This window comes from Pradoshia sp. Z6_59 (assembly GCF_058267515.1).
Genome location: NZ_JBZCPP010000001.1, coordinates 129,271 through 151,338, shown reverse-complemented (window position 1 = coordinate 151,338; position 22,068 = coordinate 129,271). Strand labels below are relative to the sequence as shown.

The window sequence follows — 22,068 nt, the reverse complement described above, 5'->3', positions numbered from 1 at the left end:
TTGCTTTTTCAACCCCTTGAACCATTTATTGCTGCAGTATGATAAAAAAAATAAAAAAGATATTTTAATGTCTTTTCATAGCCATTCTAGATATTGCTGGCAGTTTAATGTAAAAACTAATAACCTCGAAAACTTTTTATTAGTTTAGATTGATTATTCTATATAGTTTATAGCAGGCATTACATCCATTGTGCCACTTTCTTTGATAAACTGAGTCACCAAATGAATATGGGCTGCACCTATGATTAAAAGAATTCTATCGTCAGGCGATGAAACTATTTGGGTAAGATTAGAATAAATAATCAAATTCCTTTGATACCACCATCTAAGCCAATCAATCCCGATATATTCATTTCCTTTACCAATTTGGGCGACCGCCATGTACATTTCATGCTCAAGTCTAATTCTTGAATCTGTGTTGCTCATCTTAATTGAATCATAAATATTTATCTGATCATAATTCATGTGTAGCTTTGGCCAGTAATACTCAGTAATATGTTTATATTTGTCTGGCTGTTCTTCTTTAGCCCAATCATAAACTTGCCCAATCCCTCTATTTCCTACTGACTCCATCCAATCGACCGCATAAACCTCCTTATGGCCCAATTCAGCAGCAGTCCTGAATCCAAATTGGTGGATTTCGTTGACCTCATTTCTCAACTCACCATTCAGATATTTATCATACTCGTCATTTAGCGAAGTATGTTCTTCTTTTACGACTTCAAGGGCTATTTTAGTCGGTTTAAATTCTTTCAGACATTTAACGACTGCTTCAATTTCCCTTTGCTGATCCGTTATGAAAGACTCATCGAAATCTCCGCGATGGAAATCCGGTGTATATCTCAAATGAAAAGTTCCGAGAATCATTAATTTTGGCTTTTTCGTCATGATATCCCTCCTAATCATCCATTTATTAGACAATCTTTAGGAGAAATCCTGCCTAAAAAGCTATCTTTTTGCAATAAAGCTGGAAATACTAGTTTATATATGGTTTAATAGCCACAAAAAAATACCTTGATTTATTGAAATCAAGATACCTGTAAGCCATGTTCCTTCATTAATTGATCTGCTTCTTTTCTGTTGGAAACTTTACCATTCACCAAGGTTTCCAGCAGCGATATATAAAAACCTCCATCAAATCTCTTTTGAGCTTTTAATGTATTTTCCAGTGCAATGTTTACGATCCAGTCTGGTGCTGAAGTCAACTGTTTTCCAAAATAGATAAATCCTATTGCCTCTTCTCCAAGACGAAATCCTTTCGAAGATAATCTACAAATATAGTCTTCTAATTTTTCCATGTATCCCCCAAACACACTCCTTCACAAAATTACTCTTTTATTGTAAAACATTTTTAAAAAGTTGAATACAGGTTTTTGTCGAATTGTCTGAAAAAGGTTGATCAGTCAGGGCACTTCTACATGAATGGAACCTTTCCTTATTTATCGGTATCCAATTTTAATAAATATTCATCAATGATTTTTTTATGGCTTTTAACGATTCTTTCCGGTAATTCATGAGGATAAAAGAATTCAAACTTTATAGATTCTCTTTCATCTACAATTAATTCACCTTCGTATTCATTTGTATAATACGCAATCGTCACACAATAGAACTCATCTCCATTAGCAGCCTTTACAAAATACTCCGGTCCGGAATATACATTAATAAAATGCAGCTTCCCGAGTGTAAGGCCGGTTTCTTCTATCACTTCACGCCGGGCTACTTCTTCGGTCGTTTCTCCCAGCTCCATTAAACCTCCTGAAAGCCCCCACGACTCCTTCGGAAATTTTCTTTGCTGTAACAACAGCCTGCCTTCCTGGTCAGAAATAATGACAACTGATCCAACTAATATTAAGGGACGATGACCCACAACAGCTCTTAAATCTTCAATATAGCCCAATCTCATCTCTCCTTTTATTTTCCGGTCTATAATACTAATAAATGTAACAGCGAAGATTTTGCATGTTTATATGAATCAATCTCAAATAAAAAAATCGAGCCCTAAACCTTCAGGCATAAAGCTCGATCATAGCTAATCAATATATTTTTAGCTGACACGAATTTTTAATTCTAATTCTTCCAGTTCATCAGCTAGAATATCATGATTAATCTCATACATGAGATGTTCATGAGTCCAATCCTCAAATACATCTATTTGACAAATAATTTGGGCCAATTCTTTGCTTATAAAGGCTGATTCCTGTCCTGCCGCCAGCTTTTTCTTGCATCGATTGAATTTTGGATCTAATAATTCCAGTTGTTCATATAGCCCCTCCAGCGTTTGGTAATGCTGGATAAGTGGTAAAGCTGTCTTTTCACCAATACCAGGGCAGCCCGGAATATTATCACTTGTATCGCCCAGCAGTGCTTTCACGTCGACCCATTGCGCTGATTCTATTCCATAATCCTCACGAAAATCTTCAATAGTATAAACACGATCTCCTGTTTTACTGGCGATAATTTGACTCGTATGCTCATTCAGCAATTGAAACAGGTCACGGTCATTACTGTAAATTAAGCATTTCCCCATGTTATTCGTACTCCACATCGTAGAAATCGCACCAATCACATCATCTGCTTCATAGGAAGGCACAGACAGCTGCTTAACACCAATCCGCTCTAGACTTGAACGCAATGTTTCATATTGCATAATGAGCGGTGCCGGTAATTCTCCGCGTGTCGCTTTGTAAAAATCAAATTTTTGTCTGCGAGAAGACTCTTCACGCTTTACATCCCAAGCTACAGCTAAATGCGTTACTTGGTGAGTTTTAATAAGGCTGAACATTTTTTGAAAAAACACGCGCAGTGCATTCGTATAAATCCCATTTTTATTTCGATATAATTGATCTTCTGTTTTCCCATAAGCGGTCGCAAAATACCCTCTGCTAAGTAAGTTAAAACCATCTATTAATAATAATGTATTGTTATTTTGATTCATCCTAATCCCCCTGATGTTCTGATTCTATGTTATCAGATTGTACCATATCCGGACCTTATTCTCTTCTTAAAAATTTCCCATCAAATCAAATTACTGGTCCGTTTCTATTTTGTTTTCCGGATAGGAGATCCAATCGCTAAAGCTGCCAGCATAGATTTTCACATCCGTAAAACCTGCTTCCTTGAGTGCAATATAATTAGGAGTTGCTGTAATACCGGAACCGCAATAGACAATGATTGGCTCATCTTTGTTCAATTGATTAAAACGTTTTTCCAACTCTGGTACAGGCAAATATTTACCATCCCTAAAATTTTCAGTCCATACCATATTTATAGCGCCTGGTATATGCCCGGCTTTATGATCAATCGGCTCATGGATTCCTTTATAGCGGTCTGATTCTCTGGAATCTATTAAATAACCCGATCTATCATTCTCTGTCCAATCTTTCACCTCAGGGTAAGTGACTAATAGATTCTTATTCAAGACAGGGGTATAATCTGTTGATGTCAGCACAGGGATATCCTTGGTTACCGGATATCCTTTCTCCAGCCAAGCCTTCAATCCTCCATTCAGCACATATACACGCTCATACCCGAATAATTGGGCTAACCATAGAAAGCGACCGGCAAATGCTCCCTCGCCGCCATCATAAGCAATAACGGCTGTCTGTTCATGTATTCCGATGGACTTCATTATTTCAATAAAGTCTTCCTTCGCAGGAAGAGGGTGTCTTCCTCCATGTTCCTTAATCGGACCGGACAGATTCTGAGCAACATCCATAAAAGCAGCTCCCGGTATATGGCATTCTCTATATTGTTCTCGTCCCGCTGTTTTATTGGATAAATGGAATTGGCAATCGATGATACGTAAATCAGGATCACTCAAATGTTCAAATAACCATTCAGACTCTTTTACCAGCTGCAACTGCATTCTCCTCCTCCGATTCTAAAATTAACTTGATTTGCTTTTCAGCCTCCAGGTAAATTTGAGGATTAGATTTCTTGTTTAATGTCAATTCCATACTTTTCAATCGTTCATTGCCTTCGGTTTTCATCTCCTCAATTAATGAAAGACTTATATACTGAATGGCTGATTCAAAATGCTCAAACAATTTGTTCTGTTGATCTGTATAATAAACATCTAGATAGTCGTTTAACTTCTCCAAAAAGGCATCAGCCATTGGTTTTCTACCATTCTTTTCAAAGAAATGCTGGGTACCCTTGAAAAGTCTCAGTTCTTCTTTGAAATCATCTGCCGTTAAATTTAATAGCGCTCGGTCGGTATTATATTCGTTTTGTAAATCTGACTTAGGCTCACTGAATGACCAATCTTTATGGATGGTTTGAATCTCTTGAACTAACTGGACATAGGTATCATGCATGGTCTTTTTGACCATAACCTCTAAACGCAAGGATGTAGCCTGTATTTCATTGGCCAATTCAATTCTGACTTGATCAAGTAAACGATTCGTACAGGCTAAAAGGGACTGCCGATGGTCCTTTAATGTACCGGGATTAAAAAATTCTTTAAAATAATTCGGGAAGTTCAGGTTAATCCTTTGCTTACTATAATGAATCAATTCTTCTGTTTCCTGCTTCATCCTGGCCATTTCATGAGTAAATCTTTTTTCATTTAATATCGCTAACACTCGCTCCCAGTTTTCATGCAATTGGACACGTCTTTTCGTCTTCTGCTCCTCGGTTTCATTGGACAGCTCGACAAGTCGACTGGTAAGCTGAAGTGCCTTATCCAAATCCAGCATAGCTGCATTAACTAATATACCTTTAAGCTCCTCCTGAATAAATGAATAGAAAGCTGATTCAAAATGGGAAAACAGCTCGATATATGCCTCATTTCCTGAATTGAGTTCTTCAGTCCTTTGTTGTAGCGCTGCACGGCTTGAAATTGGATAAATCCGTGGATGATGGATTCCTGAAGTTTGCAATTCACTGCGTAAATAATCCTCAACCACCTTTCTCTCCTCCAGATTTTCAGCCAAATCAGCCGCATTCAAAAGGAAAAACATCTTATCCATACTGAATGAATCCTTAACCCGTCCCAGTTGATCAAGGAAATTTCGGTCAGCCCGTGCGAATGGGTGATTATAATACGTAATAAAGCAAATCGCATCTGAATGCTTTATATAATTGAAGGAGGTACCTGTATGTCTCGCATTAACAGAATCCGCTCCGGGAGTGTCAACTAAAATAACGCCTTTTCGCGTTAAATCACAGTCATAATATAAATCAACGCGTTCGATAAAGCATGATTTTGTTTCATCTATTGCATACACAGAAAACTCATCCAATGAAACGGCAAAACTTTTACCAAGATTTTCTTCAAAGGAGTCAATCCCCTTTAAAAATGCCTCCAGGAAAGAAACCTTTAATCCTAGCGCATAGCTTTGTTTCTTGAGCATGGTTTGCGCCTGTTTCCTTGCCATCGCTAGATCCTGTACTTTTAAACCATCCTCAAACCACAGTTCATTTAAATCATCGAGCAGCATGGTCTCCGTCTTAGCATGAATGGTAGCAGTACCATGTTTATGTAGGCTCGTTGGCGGCAAAATACGATTAATGACAGCGGTAGTAGGATTCGGTGAAACGGGTAAAACGTTTGCTCCTAAAAGTGCATTGGCAAATGAGGATTTCCCTGCACTGAAAGCACCAAAGAGAGCTAAAGTGTAAGTTTGATTCATCAGTGAATCTGCCCTATTTTTCAGCTCCTGCGCTAATTTCTCAAGACCAGGTAAGTGGTTCAAAGCCTGGGAAGCTTTTTGCAGCTTTAAAGCCACTTGCTCAGATGTATAAATCGGCTGTGCCGTCTCCACTTTTTTTATAATCCGTTCAGGCTTTGGCTCAGGTTCAATATCTTTAACTTCTTTAATATCCATCTCCACAATTGAACCCTCTATTTGCTGGCTTTGCAGGAATTCCATGACTTCTGTAATGGTATATCTGGATCTTTTAGTCAACTCATTCATAATTTTATCTTTATAGCTCCTCTGATTAGTCAGCTGTACTTGCCAATCCTGCCAAATGTGAAGAATAGAATGGTCCGACTTTAATTCCTCCTTCACCTGGGTGAGACGCTGCTCTCTTTCCTCTTCCCACTGACTCACCAAGGTATTGAAAAGAGTTAACGCTTGCTTGCCCGCAGCTTTTTTAATGGAAGATGCCAAATCCTTGGAAAAATTCAACACCAAGTCACTGGTAACAGAAGCTAACTGATCTACCTCAATGATCGTTTCATAGGGAATATCATAGTCGAATGACTGGATGATATTCTGACTCTCCTCTTTGTGTCCTGGATAATCGTTCATCATTCTTTGAAAATATTCATTTAAATTCCACAAAATTGTCGATTCAGTCTGCTGTTTAATATTTTGAATCAGATTAGCTTTACGAGTTTCTTTTTCTTGTTCTGTTTTACTTTTTCCAAATATTCTCCCGACTTTAAAAGATGTAACCATTGATTCCAAATATGATTTCGCCAGTTCCCTGGATTCATATGGAGTGATATTGCTATTTTCGATAATATGCCCAATTTGTTCATCAAATTTATCTTCCTCATGCTCACGGAAATTAATAATGCTTTTACTAAATTTTTCAGCAGAATCAATAATTTCTAACAAGTGATGATTCTGTTTGTCATGCAGCTGCTGCTCCAGATGATTTCTGGCTTGATTGGAATCCGCTTCTTTCCAATTTAGATGCTCCGTTATTAAATGGTTAAGAAGTGAATTCACATCATAAGCTGGCGCAATACCAGCTAATTCAGCTATTTTTTCAGTGACACGGTGAGCTTGGTTAAAGGGATGATCCTCCGCTTTCATAGTAGTAAAGTAAAACTCTTCTACTGGTATATCCCAATCCTTAAAAGCTTGCTTTACACTTTGTTTAAGAGATGTAAAAGAAAGCTCATCCTCCTGATGTTTATCGATTTGATTAATGATGACATATATTCTTTTCCCCATACGTGCGAGATCTCTTGTAAACTGAAAATTTATTTCTGACTGAATATGATTGTAATCGGTCACATAAAAAACCGCATCAGCCAGATGAAATGAGGAAGCAGTCGACAATTCATGGGCTTCATCAGTTGAGTCAATCCCTGGTGTATCCAATAAGACTAAGTTGTCTGCATATGGAAAATTCTGAATCATTAAATCGATTTTTTGAATAGAACCGCCGTTTTTCGCAAATTCTTTAATTTTGTTAAAATCAATTGGCGGCTGAAAGATTAGACATTTTTGATCATTTAAAGTGACCCTGGCTTCTCCATTGCCGCTCCGTATTTTCACGATATTAGCACTTGTCGGAATGGGACTGGAAGGCAATATCGGCTGTTTCAAAATATAATTAATAAGCGTAGATTTTCCGGCCGAAAAATGTCCGCAAAATGCCAGACTATACTCATTATCATTGACCTTATTCATAATATCGATCGTTTTTTGTGCCCGTACTTGATCCCCATCTTGTTCAAAGTACTTATAAATAGCGTAAAGCTGATTAAGTGTTACTTCCCTTGTATGCAGTCTCATACTTATCCCCTTATCAATAATCATTTATCTATCTATTTTATCGAAAATTGGAATAGTTGCACATAAATATCTATTTAGGTAAAAAAATAAGTCCAGACGTTTGTCTGAACTTACATACTTTGATTAGCTTGTGATTGAGCTGCTATAACTTTAGGATTTGCTACATTATTTAAAACATGAACCATGACTCCGCTAAAGGCTGTTACCGTTGCACCTACAAATACCCAAACCATCATCATGCACCTTCCCTGTCATGTAGTTAATTGATAACGTCTCTCATTATAATTCCAGTGTATCATCAATGATAATCATTTTCAATCAAAATTCTATTCAAAACAGATATTACCTAAACACTCCTGTGCTTTATGTAAGTTCTAAACAAAAGGTAAACAATCTCCCCTGAATACCAAGACAGATTGTTCATGATTTATCCGGTTAATTGCCGCTCTTCTTTTCATTATGCTGAATCGTTATAAAAATTTCCTTCAATCGGTCCTGTCCACAGACATGGCAGACTTTCAGCATCTCATGTAATGAATGGCAATGAATGCAATAATACTTTTTCATATGGTGTATCCACCTTTTTTACATACAGTATATGTAATATGGTGGTTGCTGGTTCCTAATTTAGAGTATATTACTTCAATTTCCCTTTATATATATAACCCTTTTTCTTTTAACTTCTCTATTATATCTTGTTTAAATGGCATGTCTCCCTCAAGCAGGAATTTGATTTCAAAGGATCAAGTGTTTTAGCGAATATTTCCATATATTCAGAAAGAATCTTGCATATTTATGACAATCATTCATTGTACATTCATTAACTTTACAGAAGTACTCAATTATCCTCTCTCTTTGTTCATTATTAAAACTGTAAACCACTTCGAAAATATGCATTTATCAATGCATATGCCTATTTACTTTTATCTGTTCTGATTTTATGTAGATTGTACAGGAATAATATTGACGACCTACATATGATGATTCTGATTATATTTTAATAAAAGGAGTGAAATTTGTGAGTGATGACCAGAATAAATCCCCACAGTTGATCCCTCAGCAGCTTATTAATTTACTGGTAAGTGATCTTTTTCGAAAAAATGAAATTAACGCTGAGAAGGCTAAAGAAAAGTTATCCGATGAACAAAAGCAAATGATAAAAGAGTTAGTTAGTGACTTGACTAACCAAGTAGAAACATTTGTAAAATCATCATCAACCGAGGATAACAAAAACAATGAAAATTAATGATTTTAAAACGCCTGATTAGCAGGCGTTTTTTTTTCGCTGGACAAACACATTTGAGCTTTTTGTCCAATCAAAACAAAGGACAGCCTCATATTTTATAAAGACTAAATCACAAAGGAGTGGTAGAAAAATGTCAAATTATTTTGGTGACAATTATGAAAGTGAAAGGGATGAGGACAAGCGACACTCGGCAGAGATAGCCCAGGACGCTGATCAGTTCACTACTGAAATCCAAGAATCAGATGAATTAATCATTATCAAGGATTCAGGTAACGTGTTTGTTCAAACTACAGAAACTCAAGCAGCAGTGTCCCTGCAATTAGCATTGCAGCTCGCACTCGCATTAGTAATTGAAATTTCAATTGCAGATTCAGATGACAGCGATGGTGTTGTTCAAGACCTTCTTCAGCACTTTGATTCTGAGCAAAAGAGCGTACAGAAAATTCATATCGAAAATTCAAGGGACGTTAGGGTTACAACTACTGACACAGATATCGCTGCAAACCTTCAAGTAATGCTGGAAGTACTTCTAGCTATTGTAGCCAGATTAGATATCGCGTAAATTTTAAAATTAAAATAAGAGGTGAGAAGAAAAATGAGTGAAAAGAATTGGAGAGCTTTAGATAATTTCAATTGTAAGAATGATGATGATGCGGAAGTCACACAAGAAGCTGATCAAATCGCATCAATCACACAGCAATCCTATGAATGGATCGTCGTCAAGGACTCAGAGGATGTAGAAGTGCATACAACAGATACTCAAGTAGCATTATCTTTACAAGCAGCTATTCAAGTAGCAATCGCGATTGTTATTAGTATATCAGTTGGAGATAATGAAGCTGGAAAAGGTGTAGTTCAAGATCTAAAACAATTTTTCAAAACTAAACAAAGAAATACACAAAAAACAATCATCACTGGTTCAAAGTGTGTGAGGGTAGAAAGTACGGATACTCAAATAGCTTTAAATATTCAAGTATTAATCCAAATTCTTGTGGCTATTGTTGCTAGACTTGATATTGGGTAAAGATAATGCTTAAGATACTAAAGATGAATAACCTGTATAATAAAGCAAAAAGACATGACTAGCTCATGTCTTTTTACTTTTTAATCACTATTTTGAAATGAACTCTTGGAAATTTACTAATAAGCCGGTAAGTTACACTTTCGCCATGGAGCTCCCTCTGCCTTCTTGCAGAGTTATACTCTATCAAAGAAATATCCTTTGATTCTTCATATCTCTTTAATTATTCTGTATGTTGTTGACCGAAATGAATGCTACCTTTTCAGTAATTTGATAGGACTGCGCACAATTCCAACAGTTTTCAGGTATTAAAATAGATAAACTTACCTCAAAATAAATCAAATTAATAAATTATTTCTTCTTTATTTTGAATCAGTGGACTATCTTTTTGGGTCTTTTTGTAGATTACATTAAACAATAGATTTAATCCTATCGCAGTTACTCCTCCAGCCACAATCCCGTTTTCAGTCAGGATTTTCAATGTATCTGGCAGATTAGCAAACATTTCCGGGACAACAGATACCCCAAGACCTATTCCGCAGGAACATGCAATAATCAGCAAGTTTTCCTGAGAGTGAAGGTCTACTTGACTCAGCATTTTAATACCTGCGGCTACCACCATTCCAAACATGGCTACCATCGCTCCGCCCAGTACGGATGAAGGTATAATTGTCGTGATTGCTCCAACTTTTGGGCTGAAGCCAATCAGGACTAGAAATGCACCTGCCGTATAAATCACATTGTTGGAACGTACACCGGACATTTGGATTAATCCAACGTTTTGAGAAAATGTCGTGTAAGGAAGAGAGTTAAAGATACCACCGAACACAATCGCTAACCCTTCTGCCCGATAACCTTTAGCAAAATCCTCTTCTTTTAAATCCTTTTCACAAATATCAGATAAAGCAAGATAAACACCTGTTGATTCTACTAAGCTTACAAGTGCCACGAGAATCATCGTTATGATTGGAGCCCATTCAAAGGTCGGCATCCCGAAATAAAAAGGAGTAGGAGTTAGGAGAGCATCGGCATCGATTACAGCTTGAAAGTTCACCTTTCCCATGAAAGCTGCTGCGACTGTACCTGCAATTAATCCAAGTAAAATAGAGATGGCTCTTATAAAACCTGTTGAAAACTTATAAAGAATAATAATAAATAGCAATGTACCAAATGCCAACAGGATATTAGATGTTGAACCGAAATCACTCGAGCCTTCCCCGCCAGCCATATTATTCATAGCTACCGGAATCAAAGTCATCCCAATAATCGTTACTACTGATCCCGTCACAACCGGAGGGAAAAATTTTAACAGCTTACTAAAATACTTACTTACTAAAATAACAAACAATCCTGAAGCTAAAATAGCTCCGTATATAGCCGGTATTCCGTATTCTCCGGCAATCGCAATCATTGGACCCACAGCCGTGAATGTACAGCCAAGGACAACAGGCAACCCAATACCAAAGAATCGATTTTTCCATACCTGCAACAGTGTCGCGATTCCACACATCAGAATATCGATTGAAACTAAATGTGTTAGTTGCTCCGGGGTTAAGCCAATACTTCCACCAACAATCAATGGTACTACAACAGCTCCGGCATACATAGCTAATACGTGCTGGATACCCAGTGAAGCGGTTTTCCATTTATTCATTTGCATTGGCTGTTTTCCTCCAAAAAGATTACTTTGTTTTCCTCAAGGGATTGGATACGAGCGAGTGATTCAACACGATACCCTTTATCTCTTAAAATTTTACCGCCATCCTGGAAGGATTTTTCAATCACAATTCCCAGTCCGGCAATTTCAGCGTTCGCTTGGTTCACAATATCAACCAATCCAAAAGCAGCCTGTCCCTTTGCCAGGAAATCATCAATGATTAATACAATATCCTCTTCATTTAAAAACTTTTGGCCAATGCAAATCGTATTTTCTTCTTTTTTCGTAAATGAATAAACAGTAGACGTATATAAGTCGTCTTGAAGAGTCAATGATTTTTTCTTGCGGGCAAAAATAACTGGAACCTGAAGCTCAAGCCCTGCCATAACCGATGGAGCTATTCCGGATGACTCGATGGTCAAAATTTTGGTAATCCCAGCATCCTTAAACCTAGTCGCAAATTCTTTCCCTATTGCCACCATCAATTCAGGATCCAATTGATGATTTAAAAACGTATCTACCTTTAGGACCTCACTTGAAAGAACTTGCCCTTCCTCCATAATCTTAGCTTTTAACAATTTCAAAATTTACTCCTCCATTCTCTTGCTTCAAATAAAAGCACAAATAAAAAGGACCTACAAATTGTCACCTACCTAAAAGTGGGTACAACAATTCATAGGTCCTTTATATCCGGACAAATATGAACAGCGCATTAAACTCAGCGCTTGTTTCCCACTCATAGTCAGATCATTTCGGTGGCGAACCACACTGGTAATCTGGTAGAAACTCGCAGGCCATATCCCTGCTATTATATGAGTGCGTATGTAATTAGTATGTTGAGAATTATATCAACAAAATACTCGTTTGCAAAGTGTTTTTTCGTCAAAAACTACTTTTATATTGTCCAATATTTGTGTCCAAATAAAAGACGAATCTTCTATAAAGAAACTGTTTTTCACAATTCAGCCATATTTATTTCATTCATCCTACCCATAAAACGCTTGTTATATCAATTTTACACTATTAATACAGTAATAACCTTATTGGTGAACGATTTGTGAAAATGAAATAACCATCATCCATTTCCAATATTATCTAGTAGAATATACTCAAAGCACATTTCCATTATTTTCGAGAGGGGAGAAAAAAGTGGCAAAAACTAAATTAAACGTACCCGTCAAGGTTAAGAAGAACGAAGAAACTAATCTTTCCGGAACATTGATTTCTGTCTTAACACTTGGGGCATTCATTTTAATTGTATGGGCAAGCGTTTACTTTTTATTTTTAGATCGTCTGTAGAAGAAGGGAGAGATTATCGGTCATGCATATCCATAAATTTGAAAAGATATGGCTTATATTAGGGGTAACAGCACTTTTTGTATTTTTAACTGTATTAGGGGTCAGTGCATTTTATGATGGAAACCAACCGGCAAGCTGTCTGGTGACGATCGATCCGGAAAAAGTAACAGAAACTAAACCTTTTGATAAACCGGGTTTACATAAAGTTGAAGGGAAAGAATGGGATTACGAATTAGTATTCGTTGTTTCCGCGTTTAAATTTGACCCAGGTGAAGTTCAAATTCCTAAAGGTGCAACTGTAAAATTCATGGCTACCTCAACGGATGTTGTTCATGGATTTGAAGTGGCAGGAACGAATGTCAATATGATGATTGAGCCTGGCTATGTGAATGAATATACAAAGACATTCGATAAAACCGGTGAATATTTAATTTTATGCAATGAATATTGTGGTACGGGCCATGCCATGATGATGTCTAAAATCGAGGTGGTTGACTAATGAATATGACTCAAACTGATCTTAAAGTAAACAGAGCTGATGGTAAGCTCGCAATGGCCCACTTCTATGTGGCATTTATCGCACTCGCGCTAGGTGGATTCGCTGGACTTTTACAGGTGCTTGTCCGCTCTGGAAAATACACTTTGCCTGCAGGGATTACATATTATCAAGTTCTTACTGTTCACGGTGTTTTACTTGGACTTATACTGACTACATTTTTTATAATGGGCTTTCAATTTGCAGCAATCAGCAAAACAAGCGGAACATTATCTAAAAAGGCAAGAACGGTTGGTTGGATTGGTTTCTGGATGATGACCATCGGTACAGCTATGTCAGCTACTATGATTCTACTTAATGAAGCATCCGTCCTCTATACCTTTTATGCGCCATTACAGGCTCATCCCATTTTTTATTTTGGATTGGTATTTGTTGTAGTGGGAAGCTGGCTGGATGGCGGAGCTATGGTTGCAGCTTATATTAACTGGAGAAAACAAAATAAGGGTAAAGTCGGCCCATTATTATCCTTTATGGTGATTATCAATAATGTATTATGGTTTACAGCTACTTTAGGTGTGGCGGCTACTGTTTTGGTACAGATCATTCCATGGTCACTTGGATGGGTTGATTCTATTAATGTTCTTATTAGCCGTACGTTATTCTGGTATTTTGGACATCCGCTCGTATATTTCTGGTTATTGCCGGCTTATATGGTTTGGTATGTCGTCATTCCGAAAGTAATTGGCGGAAAAATATTCTCTGATTCATTAGCGAGATTATCGTTTATTTTATTCTTACTGTTTTCTGTACCTGTTGGCTTCCACCATCAATTAACGGAGCCTGGGATTGATCCTGCATGGAAATTTTTACAGGTAATTTTAACATTCCTGGTCATCATTCCATCCTTAATGACAGCTTTCTCTATGTTCGCCACTTTTGAAAGTGCAGGGCGTGCAAAAGGCTATAAAGGAATCTTTGGTTGGTTTAAAGCCCTTCCTTGGGGTGATGCGCGCTTTACGGTTCCTTTTATCGGAATGGTTGCTTTTATCCCTGCTGGTGCAGGTGGAATTGTCAATGCTTCCAACCAATTGAACCAGGTTGTACATAATACGATTTGGGTAACAGGACATTTCCATTTAACACTTGCTACCTCTGTTGTCTTGACTTACTTTGGCGCTATGTATTGGTTGGTTCCACATTTAACTGGCCGTAAGCTTACTAAAAAGATGAATAAATTAGCCATCATCCAGGCGATGACATGGGCAGTTGGGATGACCTTTATGTCAGGCGCCATGCATTTTGCAGGTCTGCTGGGTGCACCAAGAAGATCTTCCTACTCCACATATGGCGGTTCCGCTCAGGCAGCTGAATGGATTCCATATCAAATCGCTCAGGCCGTAGGAGGCTCCATCCTCTTCATTGGTATTATTTTGATTTTAGTTATTTTCGTTAATCTAGCTTTCTTTGCCCCTAAAGGTGATGAAGAGTTTCCGATTGGTGAAGTATCAGAAAAGGCTGAGAATACACCTTTCATCCTTGAAAATTGGAAGCTATGGATTGGTATTACAGCAGTTTTAATCATTCTTGCCTATACCCTGCCATTTGTAGACATGATTCAAAATGCCCCTCCTGGATCAAAAGGATATAAGCTCTGGTAAAGGTGCTATGACAAAAACTTTAGCAGATGCGGATGACAAATATGTCTTCTGCATCTGCTATTTTAATAATTTTGATATTTGGGAGTTTATTTGTTATAAAAATGGATTTTCATATATTGGTGAACGGGCTTAAAGTAACAAGCATCCTATTTAATCTAAGAAAAATTGATTAGTTAGCCATTATTGAGCGAAATCTTAAATATATGAGCGATTTCAGATTTAATTGTGCGAACAGGAAAATAAGTGAGCATTTCTGAGCCTAATTGAGCTTAAAAAATGGCTTTTGAGCGATTTATTTAAGGATTGAGCTAAACTAATTCATCCGTTCCAACCATCATAATCAACCTCTTTCTTCCCAAGTCATACATTCTCCATAGCAAGTGAACAAGCCAAACCTTGTCAGCAATAAAAAAAGCGCCGTCAAGCACTTAAACTGCTACTTAACGGACACCTTTTTATTGTTTATAAATCATACAGCGCAGAATATTTTTCTTTTAAATACGTAATCAAATACTGTGGATTTAATCCTTCTCCCGTAGCATCCTTTATAATCTCTAATGGTAATTTCAACTTACCATACTGATGGACATGCTCCGTTAACCATCCAGTAATTTTGTTATAGTCTCCGTTTTCAATGGTTTCATCGAAGTTCGGAATATCCTTCAGCATTGCAGCTTTGAATTGAGCTGCATACATATATCCGAGTGCATAGGATGGGAAATACCCAAACATTCCACCTGCCCAATGGACATCCTGCAGAACTCCTTCGCCATCATTTTCAGGTCGAATTCCCAAGTACTCTTCATACTTATCATTCCAGTGCTTCGGCAAATCAGCTACCTTTAGATCTCCATTAAACAATCCTTTTTCTAATTCATACCGTATCATAATGTGTAAAGGATATGTGAGTTCGTCTGCCTCAATCCGTATTAGGGAAGGCTTCGATTCATTAATAGCTCTATAGAACGTATCGAGGTCAATATCATTAAATTGTTCAGGCGAGACAGCTTTTAATTTATCAAAATTATGTTTCCAGTAGCTAAGATTCCGGCTGATAAAGTTTTCAAAGAATAAGGACTGGGATTCATGGATACCCATTGATGTACCGGTACATAAAGGCGTGCCTTCTAATTCTTTATTAATATTCTGTTCATATACAGCATGTCCGCATTCGTGTATGGTACCAAATAGAGCAACACGGAAATCTTCCTCAACATATTTCGTTGTAATCCTCACATCATTTGCGTTTAAGGCTGTGGCAAACGGATGGACTGTATTATCCAAGCGCCCCGCTTCCAGGTCATAACCTAGTTCCTGAATCAATTCCATACATAATTTTTTCTGCGCTTCTTCACTAAATGGTTTATATATAAAGTTCGTTTCAAGATTCTTATTCGATTCTCCAATCTTTTTCACAAGCGGTACAATTTCTTCTCTTAGCCTGGCAAATACATCATCCAATATCTCCACTGTCATACCCGGCTCATACAAATCGAGTAATCCATCATAAGGATGATCAGCTTTTCCCCAATAGGATAAAAATTTCTTATTCACCTCAATTAGTTGTTCCAAATATGGCATAAACAAAGCAAAATCAGATGTTTCTTTTGCCGTTTCCCATATACTTTCAGCCTTGGACTGTAGTTCAACATATTCCTTATACTCATTTGCCGGAATCTTACTCATCTTCTCGTACTCTTTTTTGCATTCCTCAACAATGGCGATTGTATTTGAATCCAACTGATCCTTCAATTCAGGCTTTAATAACTCTTCTATGTATCGTTCCATTTTAGTTCCTGTTGCCATTTCGAAATGTTCTTTCGATAAGATGGATAGCACTTGACTTCTCTTATCAATCGTTTTCTTTGGAGCCCCAGTGCGCAGGTCCCATCCAATCAGTGCAGACGCTTCTCTGAATGCATCCATGGTATGTATATAGTCTAAAAACTCTTTTTCTAATAGGTTTGTCATATAGATCCCCCTTCTACTCAAAGTATACTGAATATTTTACCATATTAAGTATACTAGGTAGATAGTTTTATATACGAATATGAGCACTTTTCCTAACAGTCCTGAAAAAGTCTAATTACCTAGTATTCCACCATTTCAAACTAAATAAAAAATGCCAACCCTTGGGGTTAGCGTTTACTTTATTGCTGATTGTCTTCCGAGTTCCGTTTGTGTTTTTTCAGTGGCATCTCACCACAATATTGAAAATAAATCTGTACAAATAAAATCATTGATTATCAATCGCTTTTTCGAGACGGTTTTGTAATTCATGAATTTCATGATCATTTTCGAGTACTATTTCAAATATTTTTACCTGATTACTTTTTCGCATATAAAGGCCATAAAAACAATTAATTGGGACGGATAAAGCTATAGCGTATAAGTATACACAAAACAAACCCCTTTGAGGGGTGCATTTTTCCGCCCTCAAAACCAGCTTATTTCCTTTGCCTCCTGTATTGTATGAAGTCACTAATTGCGTCTCTAAAGCTTTGTTTAGCAGGCGAGAAGTAGCAGTCCCCCCTATTTGGACTTTTTTCAACAGGTAAATGAGACTAAAAAATGTAAATCAAACAAGCAATGATGATTAATACTACAGCGATCGTCCAAAGCATTAGAATCAACTCCTTTCAAATAGAAGAGAAGTAGTGACTATGATTTATTTGTATAGCAACACGCCGCAAAATAGACCAAATAGGCATGTACCAATTATATTTTTGACTACATAAAATATTCAGCTCCATCACAAGTAATATGGAGAAAGACAAAAAAAGACGACTCTATAAGAATCGTCAATCTATAATGTGTTAAAACGTAAAATCAGGTTATTTATATTAATTGTCTTCCATTGGTTAATCGTTATATATACCAGTGAAAATCCCGTAAATACAGTTATTAATTATCCTCTGGAAATGACTTCATATTAACCTTTCCTTGGCGGTCTCTTTCCCCAGTACTGATAATAATCCGTACGGATGAAACCATTAAACAGCTTTCGTTTTTTAGTGGCCGGTTTGCCGTAAAACTGCTCAAAGTTTTCATCAGAAGTCAGCATATAAACAGACCAAGTTTCAAATGGACGAAGTGCTTCACCCATCTCTTTATACATTTTTTCAACGGAGGGACGGTCGCTGAGACGTTCACCATATGGAGGATTTCCTACAATTACGCCATATTCCTTGGTCGTTGTAAAATCACGGACCTGCATTTGTTTAAAGTTAATTAAATCCCCAAGTCCTGCTTCCATAGCATTCTCTTTTGCGATTTCAATCATTTTATGGTCAATATCAAACCCTGAAATGTCTAATTCTTGATCATAATTGGCCAGTTCTTCAGCTTCCTCTCTGACTTTATCCCAAATCGATGAATCAATAATAGGCCAGTCCTCAGAAATAAAATCACGATTAAATCCTGGTGCAATATTTTGGCCGATTAACGCGGCTTCTATTGCAATCGTCCCCGATCCGCAGAATGGATCAACAAATGGACGGTCCGGAGTCCAATTCGTCAGCTTCACTAATGCCGCTGCAAGGGTTTCTTTCAATGGCGCTTCACCCTGCCCTGTTCTGTATCCACGTTTATGAAGGGCCTGAGGGCCGGTTGTATCAATCGTTAATGTGGCTTTATCTTTTAAAAGCGATACTTCTACACGATACAATGGTCCATTTTCATCTAACCATCCATCTTTTTTATACGCTTTTTTCAAGCGGTCCACTATGGCCTTCTTCGCAATTGCCTGGCAATCTGGAACACTGAATAATTTAGATTTGACCGATTTACCTGATACAGGAAATTCAGCAGTAACATCCAAATAATTCTCCCAAGGAAGTTTTTTTGTACCTTCAAATAGTTCATCAAATGTATAGGCCTTAAATTCCCCTACAAGAATTTTTACCCGGTCTGCTGTTCTAAGCCACATATTGGCTCTGGCAATGGCAAGCTCGTCTCCCTGAAACAGTACTCGTCCATTCTCGACTGTACATTCATATCCAAGGTCACGTACTTCCTGTGCGACAATTGCCTCAAGACCCATTGCTGCTGTAGCTATTAATGTAATCTTCATTGTTTCACCCTATCTACTTATATTACTTTTCCATTAAATGAAGTCGTTCGCGTCTTTTATCATACAACTCATACATTTTGAATGCAAACCAAATCAGCATTTCTCATCTATATTACCGCATTAAATCGTGGTTGGTTTCATCCAAAGCTTTGAAAAATCTGCATAGCCGAAATTCTTAATGCTAATATTCATAATATCATCTGAAAACAGTACACTTCGTTTGGAATAGTATAACGGAACAATCACAGCAGATTTCATTAATCTTCGTTCCATTTGTGCATGAAGCTCAATCCACTTTTCAAAAGGTGTCTTAGCATACTGGTTTAATATTGCGAAACGTTCTTCTTTACCACCTAGTACTTTAGCAAGTGGAGAGGAACTCAACAATAAAAAATGAAAAAAAGATAAGCTTTGATTCATTTCAAATACTTCTCCATGGATAAACAAATCTGTTTCATGATCTGTATATCCATTTTGCAGACTTTCTTCAAACGTGATTTCTTTTAATTCAACAGGAAGACCAGCAGTTTCCAAAATCCCCTTTAACCAAATAATAAGCTTTTCTGTATATGGAGAAATCTGTAGAACAAGTGGTTTGGATACTTCGATAAATGGAGCTTTATCCACTGTGTATGGCTCAGATGGGTAGCGCAAAATACCACTTTGATTCGGTATGGTTTTTGTATCCAATTGATTAATTTCGTTTCGCCGTTCACTGATTACATACTGGATATAATTTCTTACTTCCCGCCTTTTTATATCTGAATTACGGATTGCATTCATAATCACAAGACCAAAACCTGAATCACTCTCAACCTTATAGGTTTCAATATCATCCTCTTTTACAGAGGATCGATAAATAGTCTCAAACCCCCTCGGCACCTGAACAAATTCTATACAATCGAGCAGAGCTCTTTCCTTGTAATAGTCTTCAAACGCACGAAGAATTGTTTTTGTTTCATCATTTTTTTCTAAATAAAAGCTGCCCGTTCCAATTAATTTTCCATTGTTTACTTTATATATACTTGAGCTTAGGGTGCTTAAGAGATGCAATATATAGCTGCACTCTTGTTTCAAATTAATTTCTACCACATACTGTGCGGGGGAATGAATTCTTTGAACAATAAACCATATATCTCTGTGGTTTGAATGATCACGCAAAGATTCCAAGCATCTTACAACATCATCTGCTGTAAGATAGGAACCATCATGGAATTTAACACCTTTTCTTATGTAAATTCTTAACAGGCAATTCGAGCTTTCCCAGCTATGGGCAAGCTCAGGCAATATTTCATTGTTTTCAGTCAGATGAATCAGGCGATTATAAATATTGGAAACTAAGTTAGCGCTATGTGTATCAAGAGCTTCAAGAGGATGAAAGGACAAAAATGGGTCCTTTCTAGGAATGATGAGTTTATCCTTTCCCTCGTCATTAAACCCAAGCTTTGTTTGAAAGAGTCTCATCAGACGAAGCTTGCATTCAGTGGACCAATGAAGGGTTAGCCATTTTGCGCTTTTTTCAATTGATTCATGATTAATCATATATTCCATTTCTTTTTCAAAAATGGCTTCCACATTTTTGACCCACTCTATCTTAGTTGAATGTCCGCGCCCTTTTCCTGGCTGCAATCTAAACCACCCCTCCTCATGCCATCTTTGCATATATCTGGAGGTTTGCTTTGGACTAAGTTCGAGTAAATCCGCTATCTCTGCCTGTCTTACATTTCCCGTTTGAATATGCTGCCAAAGAGTCAGTAATTTAGGTTCCATCCTCTACCCCTTCCCAATAAAAGTAGACACTTATCAATTAATTGTCTATTTTCAGAAGTATCAGTCTAGTTTAATATAATCGATACAAAGGGGGTGAAACAATATGAAATTGAAGAATTTTCCACAAAATATTAAAGTACGGTTAGGCACATCCTTTTTTAACCGAATTGCCTCGAGCTCTGTGATGCCATTTATGGCTTTGTATTTTGCCCATGAATTGAACAAAATCTGGGCAGGTGTCTTCTTGATTTTTACCGTCCTTATTACATTTGTTGCTAACCTGCTGGGAGGATATCTATCAGACCGTTTCAAAAGGAAGAAAATTTTATTAATGACTTCCTCTACAAGTGCCTTCATGTTTTTGATGATGACTTTGACCTTAATCCCTAAGAATGACTGGGTTTGGCTATTTGCAATTTGCTATGTTGGATATATGATTTCAAGCAGTCTTGGAAGGCCAAGCATGAGTGCAATTATTATGGATTCTACTACAAAAGAGACAAGAAAATTTGTTTATGCTCTTGATTATTGGCTCATTAATTTATCCATGGCCATTGGGGCAGCAATGGGAGGACTTTTATACAGTAATCATCAACTTGAATTATTTATCATCTTAACGTGTACATCCACCTTCATTGCCATTGCTTATAAAATTTGGCTGATTGAAGGTACGGTCCGTCAGTTAAAGCAATCACATAAAAACTTTCTGATTGATTTACTTCATAACTATAAAATTGCCCTTCAGGATACTCGCTTTGTAAAACTCGTACTTGGATTCATGTTTATCCTTTCCGCTGAATTCTCACTAAATAGTTATATTGGGGTTCGATTATCAGAATCCTTTGAAGTCGTTAACGTATTCGGATACCAAATTGGCGGTGTCCAAATGTTAAGTTTGATGAATATAGAAAATATGTTATTAGTCGTCCTTTTAACGTTTATTGTTTCCAATATTACGAATCGTTTTTCAAATAAACGTGTGTTAATCATTGGCCTGCTTATTTATGGTGTAGGGTATACATTTGTTACATCAGCCAATAGCTGGTATATGCTCTTATTATTTGGGTTTATTGCCACGATTGGCGAATTGATGTATTCACCTGTTTATAATACTGAACAGGCAAATATGATTCCAGAGGATAAAAGAGGTTCCTATTCTGCTTTCAGTAATGTTTCCTATAATGGCGCCGACTTACTTGCAAGGTCAACCATCATAATAGGAGCATTTGCTGCTCCGATGATGATGTCCGTTTACATCGGCTTGGTTGTTGCGGTCGGAACATCCCTTGTATATATCAGCCTTTTTTATAAAGAAAAATATCAAAGAAACATCCAGACCAGTTCAGAGCAATAGTCTGGTTTTAGGTT

At 37.2% G+C, this 22,068-nt stretch carries 21 protein-coding genes and 1 riboswitch; of the genes, 7 read left to right on the top strand and 14 right to left on the bottom strand.

Going from position 1 to position 22,068, the window contains the following annotated elements; genetic code table 11:
• Positions 1-153 precede the first annotated feature (153 nt).
• The 8 genes from AC4D4B_RS00805 to AC4D4B_RS00770 form a co-directional block, all read right to left on the bottom strand.
• Entirely contained in the window at positions 154-888 is a 735-nt protein-coding gene (locus AC4D4B_RS00805) for a DUF5694 domain-containing protein (protein WP_490998899.1), read from the bottom strand.
• A gap of 140 nt (positions 889-1,028) precedes the next feature.
• Positions 1,029-1,298: a DUF6123 family protein gene (locus AC4D4B_RS00800; protein WP_490994132.1), complete on the bottom strand. Its 270-nt coding sequence runs from the start codon at positions 1,296-1,298 to the stop codon at positions 1,029-1,031.
• A gap of 137 nt (positions 1,299-1,435) precedes the next feature.
• A complete protein-coding gene (locus AC4D4B_RS00795; RefSeq protein ID WP_490994131.1) occupies positions 1,436-1,900 on the bottom strand; it encodes an NUDIX hydrolase in 465 nt (154 codons plus the stop codon).
• A gap of 147 nt (positions 1,901-2,047) precedes the next feature.
• Positions 2,048-2,938 (bottom strand): 5'-3' exonuclease, encoded by an 891-nt coding sequence (locus tag AC4D4B_RS00790; RefSeq protein WP_490998898.1) that lies wholly within the window; start codon positions 2,936-2,938, stop codon positions 2,048-2,050.
• A gap of 90 nt (positions 2,939-3,028) precedes the next feature.
• Positions 3,029-3,868, bottom strand: coding sequence for a sulfurtransferase (locus AC4D4B_RS00785; RefSeq protein WP_490998897.1), 840 nt, complete (start codon positions 3,866-3,868; stop codon positions 3,029-3,031).
• Positions 3,840-7,481: a dynamin family protein gene (locus tag AC4D4B_RS00780; RefSeq protein ID WP_490998896.1), complete on the bottom strand. Its 3,642-nt coding sequence runs from the start codon at positions 7,479-7,481 to the stop codon at positions 3,840-3,842. The genes AC4D4B_RS00785 and AC4D4B_RS00780 overlap by 29 nt, the downstream gene beginning before the upstream one ends.
• 110 nt (positions 7,482-7,591) lie before the next feature.
• The gene (locus AC4D4B_RS00775) at positions 7,592-7,717 is read right to left on the bottom strand and encodes a hypothetical protein (protein WP_490998895.1); all 126 of its coding nucleotides are present in this window, start codon (positions 7,715-7,717) and stop codon (positions 7,592-7,594) included.
• Positions 7,718-7,916: 199 nt separating this feature from the next.
• Complete coding sequence (locus tag AC4D4B_RS00770) at positions 7,917-8,048, bottom strand: hypothetical protein (protein ID WP_257469017.1); 132 nt, start codon at positions 8,046-8,048, stop codon at positions 7,917-7,919.
• Between the two features lie 451 nt (positions 8,049-8,499).
• Here AC4D4B_RS00770 and AC4D4B_RS00765 point away from each other — a divergent pair, with 451 nt between their 5' ends.
• From AC4D4B_RS00765 to AC4D4B_RS00755, 3 genes are all read left to right on the top strand, one after another.
• The gene (locus tag AC4D4B_RS00765) at positions 8,500-8,727 is read left to right on the top strand and encodes a spore coat protein (protein WP_490994126.1); all 228 of its coding nucleotides are present in this window, start codon (positions 8,500-8,502) and stop codon (positions 8,725-8,727) included.
• Positions 8,728-8,857: 130 nt separating this feature from the next.
• Positions 8,858-9,289: a spore coat protein gene (locus AC4D4B_RS00760; protein ID WP_490994125.1), complete on the top strand. Its 432-nt coding sequence runs from the start codon at positions 8,858-8,860 to the stop codon at positions 9,287-9,289.
• A 33-nt stretch (positions 9,290-9,322) separates the two neighbouring features.
• Positions 9,323-9,751, top strand: a complete 429-nt coding sequence (locus AC4D4B_RS00755; RefSeq protein ID WP_490994124.1) for a spore coat protein — start codon at positions 9,323-9,325, stop codon at positions 9,749-9,751.
• Between the two features lie 340 nt (positions 9,752-10,091).
• Here the strand turns inward: AC4D4B_RS00755 and AC4D4B_RS00750 are convergent, their stop codons facing one another.
• Positions 10,092-11,408 (bottom strand): nucleobase:cation symporter-2 family protein, encoded by a 1,317-nt coding sequence (locus AC4D4B_RS00750; RefSeq protein WP_490994123.1) that lies wholly within the window; start codon positions 11,406-11,408, stop codon positions 10,092-10,094.
• On the bottom strand, positions 11,399-11,989 hold the full coding sequence (locus AC4D4B_RS00745; RefSeq protein WP_490998894.1) for a xanthine phosphoribosyltransferase: 591 nt from the start codon (positions 11,987-11,989) through the stop codon (positions 11,399-11,401). Before AC4D4B_RS00745 ends, AC4D4B_RS00750 begins: the two co-directional genes overlap by 10 nt.
• Before the next feature lie 135 nt (positions 11,990-12,124).
• Positions 12,125-12,241, bottom strand: a riboswitch (purine riboswitch).
• Between the two features lie 313 nt (positions 12,242-12,554).
• Here AC4D4B_RS00745 and AC4D4B_RS00740 point away from each other — a divergent pair.
• Genes AC4D4B_RS00740 through AC4D4B_RS00730 form a run of 3 tightly spaced genes read left to right on the top strand, consistent with a single transcriptional unit; the run spans position 12,555 to position 14,858 of the window.
• Positions 12,555-12,704 carry a cytochrome c oxidase subunit 2A gene (locus AC4D4B_RS00740; RefSeq protein WP_066107311.1) on the top strand — a complete coding sequence of 50 codons (150 nt, stop codon included), beginning with the start codon at positions 12,555-12,557 and terminating at the stop codon, positions 12,702-12,704.
• A 22-nt stretch (positions 12,705-12,726) separates the two neighbouring features.
• Positions 12,727-13,203, top strand: coding sequence for a cytochrome c oxidase subunit II (locus AC4D4B_RS00735; RefSeq protein WP_490998893.1), 477 nt, complete (start codon positions 12,727-12,729; stop codon positions 13,201-13,203).
• A gap of 5 nt (positions 13,204-13,208) precedes the next feature.
• Entirely contained in the window at positions 13,209-14,858 is a 1,650-nt protein-coding gene (locus AC4D4B_RS00730; RefSeq protein ID WP_490999048.1) for a b(o/a)3-type cytochrome-c oxidase subunit 1, read from the top strand.
• A gap of 462 nt (positions 14,859-15,320) precedes the next feature.
• Here the strand turns inward: AC4D4B_RS00730 and AC4D4B_RS00725 are convergent, their stop codons facing one another.
• The 4 genes from AC4D4B_RS00725 to AC4D4B_RS00710 form a co-directional block, all read right to left on the bottom strand.
• On the bottom strand, positions 15,321-16,829 hold the full coding sequence (locus tag AC4D4B_RS00725; RefSeq protein ID WP_490998892.1) for a carboxypeptidase M32: 1,509 nt from the start codon (positions 16,827-16,829) through the stop codon (positions 15,321-15,323).
• 265 nt (positions 16,830-17,094) lie between these two features.
• On the bottom strand, positions 17,095-17,409 hold the full coding sequence (locus AC4D4B_RS00720) for a hypothetical protein (protein WP_490998891.1): 315 nt from the start codon (positions 17,407-17,409) through the stop codon (positions 17,095-17,097).
• Between the two features lie 381 nt (positions 17,410-17,790).
• Complete coding sequence (locus AC4D4B_RS00715; RefSeq protein ID WP_066107325.1) at positions 17,791-18,930, bottom strand: THUMP domain-containing class I SAM-dependent RNA methyltransferase; 1,140 nt, start codon at positions 18,928-18,930, stop codon at positions 17,791-17,793.
• Positions 18,931-19,050: 120 nt separating this feature from the next.
• Complete coding sequence (locus AC4D4B_RS00710; RefSeq protein WP_490998890.1) at positions 19,051-20,700, bottom strand: ABC transporter substrate-binding protein; 1,650 nt, start codon at positions 20,698-20,700, stop codon at positions 19,051-19,053.
• Positions 20,701-20,803: 103 nt separating this feature from the next.
• Between AC4D4B_RS00710 and AC4D4B_RS00705 the strand changes: the two genes are divergently transcribed.
• Complete coding sequence (locus AC4D4B_RS00705) at positions 20,804-22,054, top strand: MDR family MFS transporter (RefSeq protein ID WP_490998889.1); 1,251 nt, start codon at positions 20,804-20,806, stop codon at positions 22,052-22,054.
• Positions 22,055-22,068 lie beyond the last annotated feature (14 nt).

Bases quoted from the DNA above. Each gene is read 5' to 3' on its own strand.
- AC4D4B_RS00805 (WP_490998899.1), bottom strand. From the start codon at position 888: ATGACGAAAAAGCCAAAATTAATGATTCTCGGAACTTTTCATTTGAGA.
- AC4D4B_RS00800 (WP_490994132.1), bottom strand. From the start codon at position 1,298: ATGGAAAAATTAGAAGACTATATTTGTAGATTATCTTCGAAAGGATTT.
- AC4D4B_RS00790 (WP_490998898.1), bottom strand. From the start codon at position 2,938: ATGAATCAAAATAACAATACATTATTATTAATAGATGGTTTTAACTTA.
- AC4D4B_RS00785 (WP_490998897.1), bottom strand. From the start codon at position 3,868: ATGCAGTTGCAGCTGGTAAAAGAGTCTGAATGGTTATTTGAACATTTG.
- AC4D4B_RS00780 (WP_490998896.1), bottom strand. From the start codon at position 7,481: ATGAGACTGCATACAAGGGAAGTAACACTTAATCAGCTTTACGCTATT.
- AC4D4B_RS00775 (WP_490998895.1), bottom strand. From the start codon at position 7,717: ATGATGGTTTGGGTATTTGTAGGTGCAACGGTAACAGCCTTTAGCGGA.
- AC4D4B_RS00770 (WP_257469017.1), bottom strand. From the start codon at position 8,048: ATGAAAAAGTATTATTGCATTCATTGCCATTCATTACATGAGATGCTG.
- AC4D4B_RS00760 (WP_490994125.1), top strand. From the start codon at position 8,858: ATGTCAAATTATTTTGGTGACAATTATGAAAGTGAAAGGGATGAGGAC.
- AC4D4B_RS00755 (WP_490994124.1), top strand. From the start codon at position 9,323: ATGAGTGAAAAGAATTGGAGAGCTTTAGATAATTTCAATTGTAAGAAT.
- AC4D4B_RS00750 (WP_490994123.1), bottom strand. From the start codon at position 11,408: ATGCAAATGAATAAATGGAAAACCGCTTCACTGGGTATCCAGCACGTA.
- AC4D4B_RS00735 (WP_490998893.1), top strand. From the start codon at position 12,727: ATGCATATCCATAAATTTGAAAAGATATGGCTTATATTAGGGGTAACA.
- AC4D4B_RS00730 (WP_490999048.1), top strand. From the start codon at position 13,209: ATGACTCAAACTGATCTTAAAGTAAACAGAGCTGATGGTAAGCTCGCA.
- AC4D4B_RS00725 (WP_490998892.1), bottom strand. From the start codon at position 16,829: ATGACAAACCTATTAGAAAAAGAGTTTTTAGACTATATACATACCATG.
- AC4D4B_RS00715 (WP_066107325.1), bottom strand. From the start codon at position 18,930: ATGAAGATTACATTAATAGCTACAGCAGCAATGGGTCTTGAGGCAATT.
- AC4D4B_RS00710 (WP_490998890.1), bottom strand. From the start codon at position 20,700: ATGGAACCTAAATTACTGACTCTTTGGCAGCATATTCAAACGGGAAAT.
- AC4D4B_RS00705 (WP_490998889.1), top strand. From the start codon at position 20,804: ATGAAATTGAAGAATTTTCCACAAAATATTAAAGTACGGTTAGGCACA.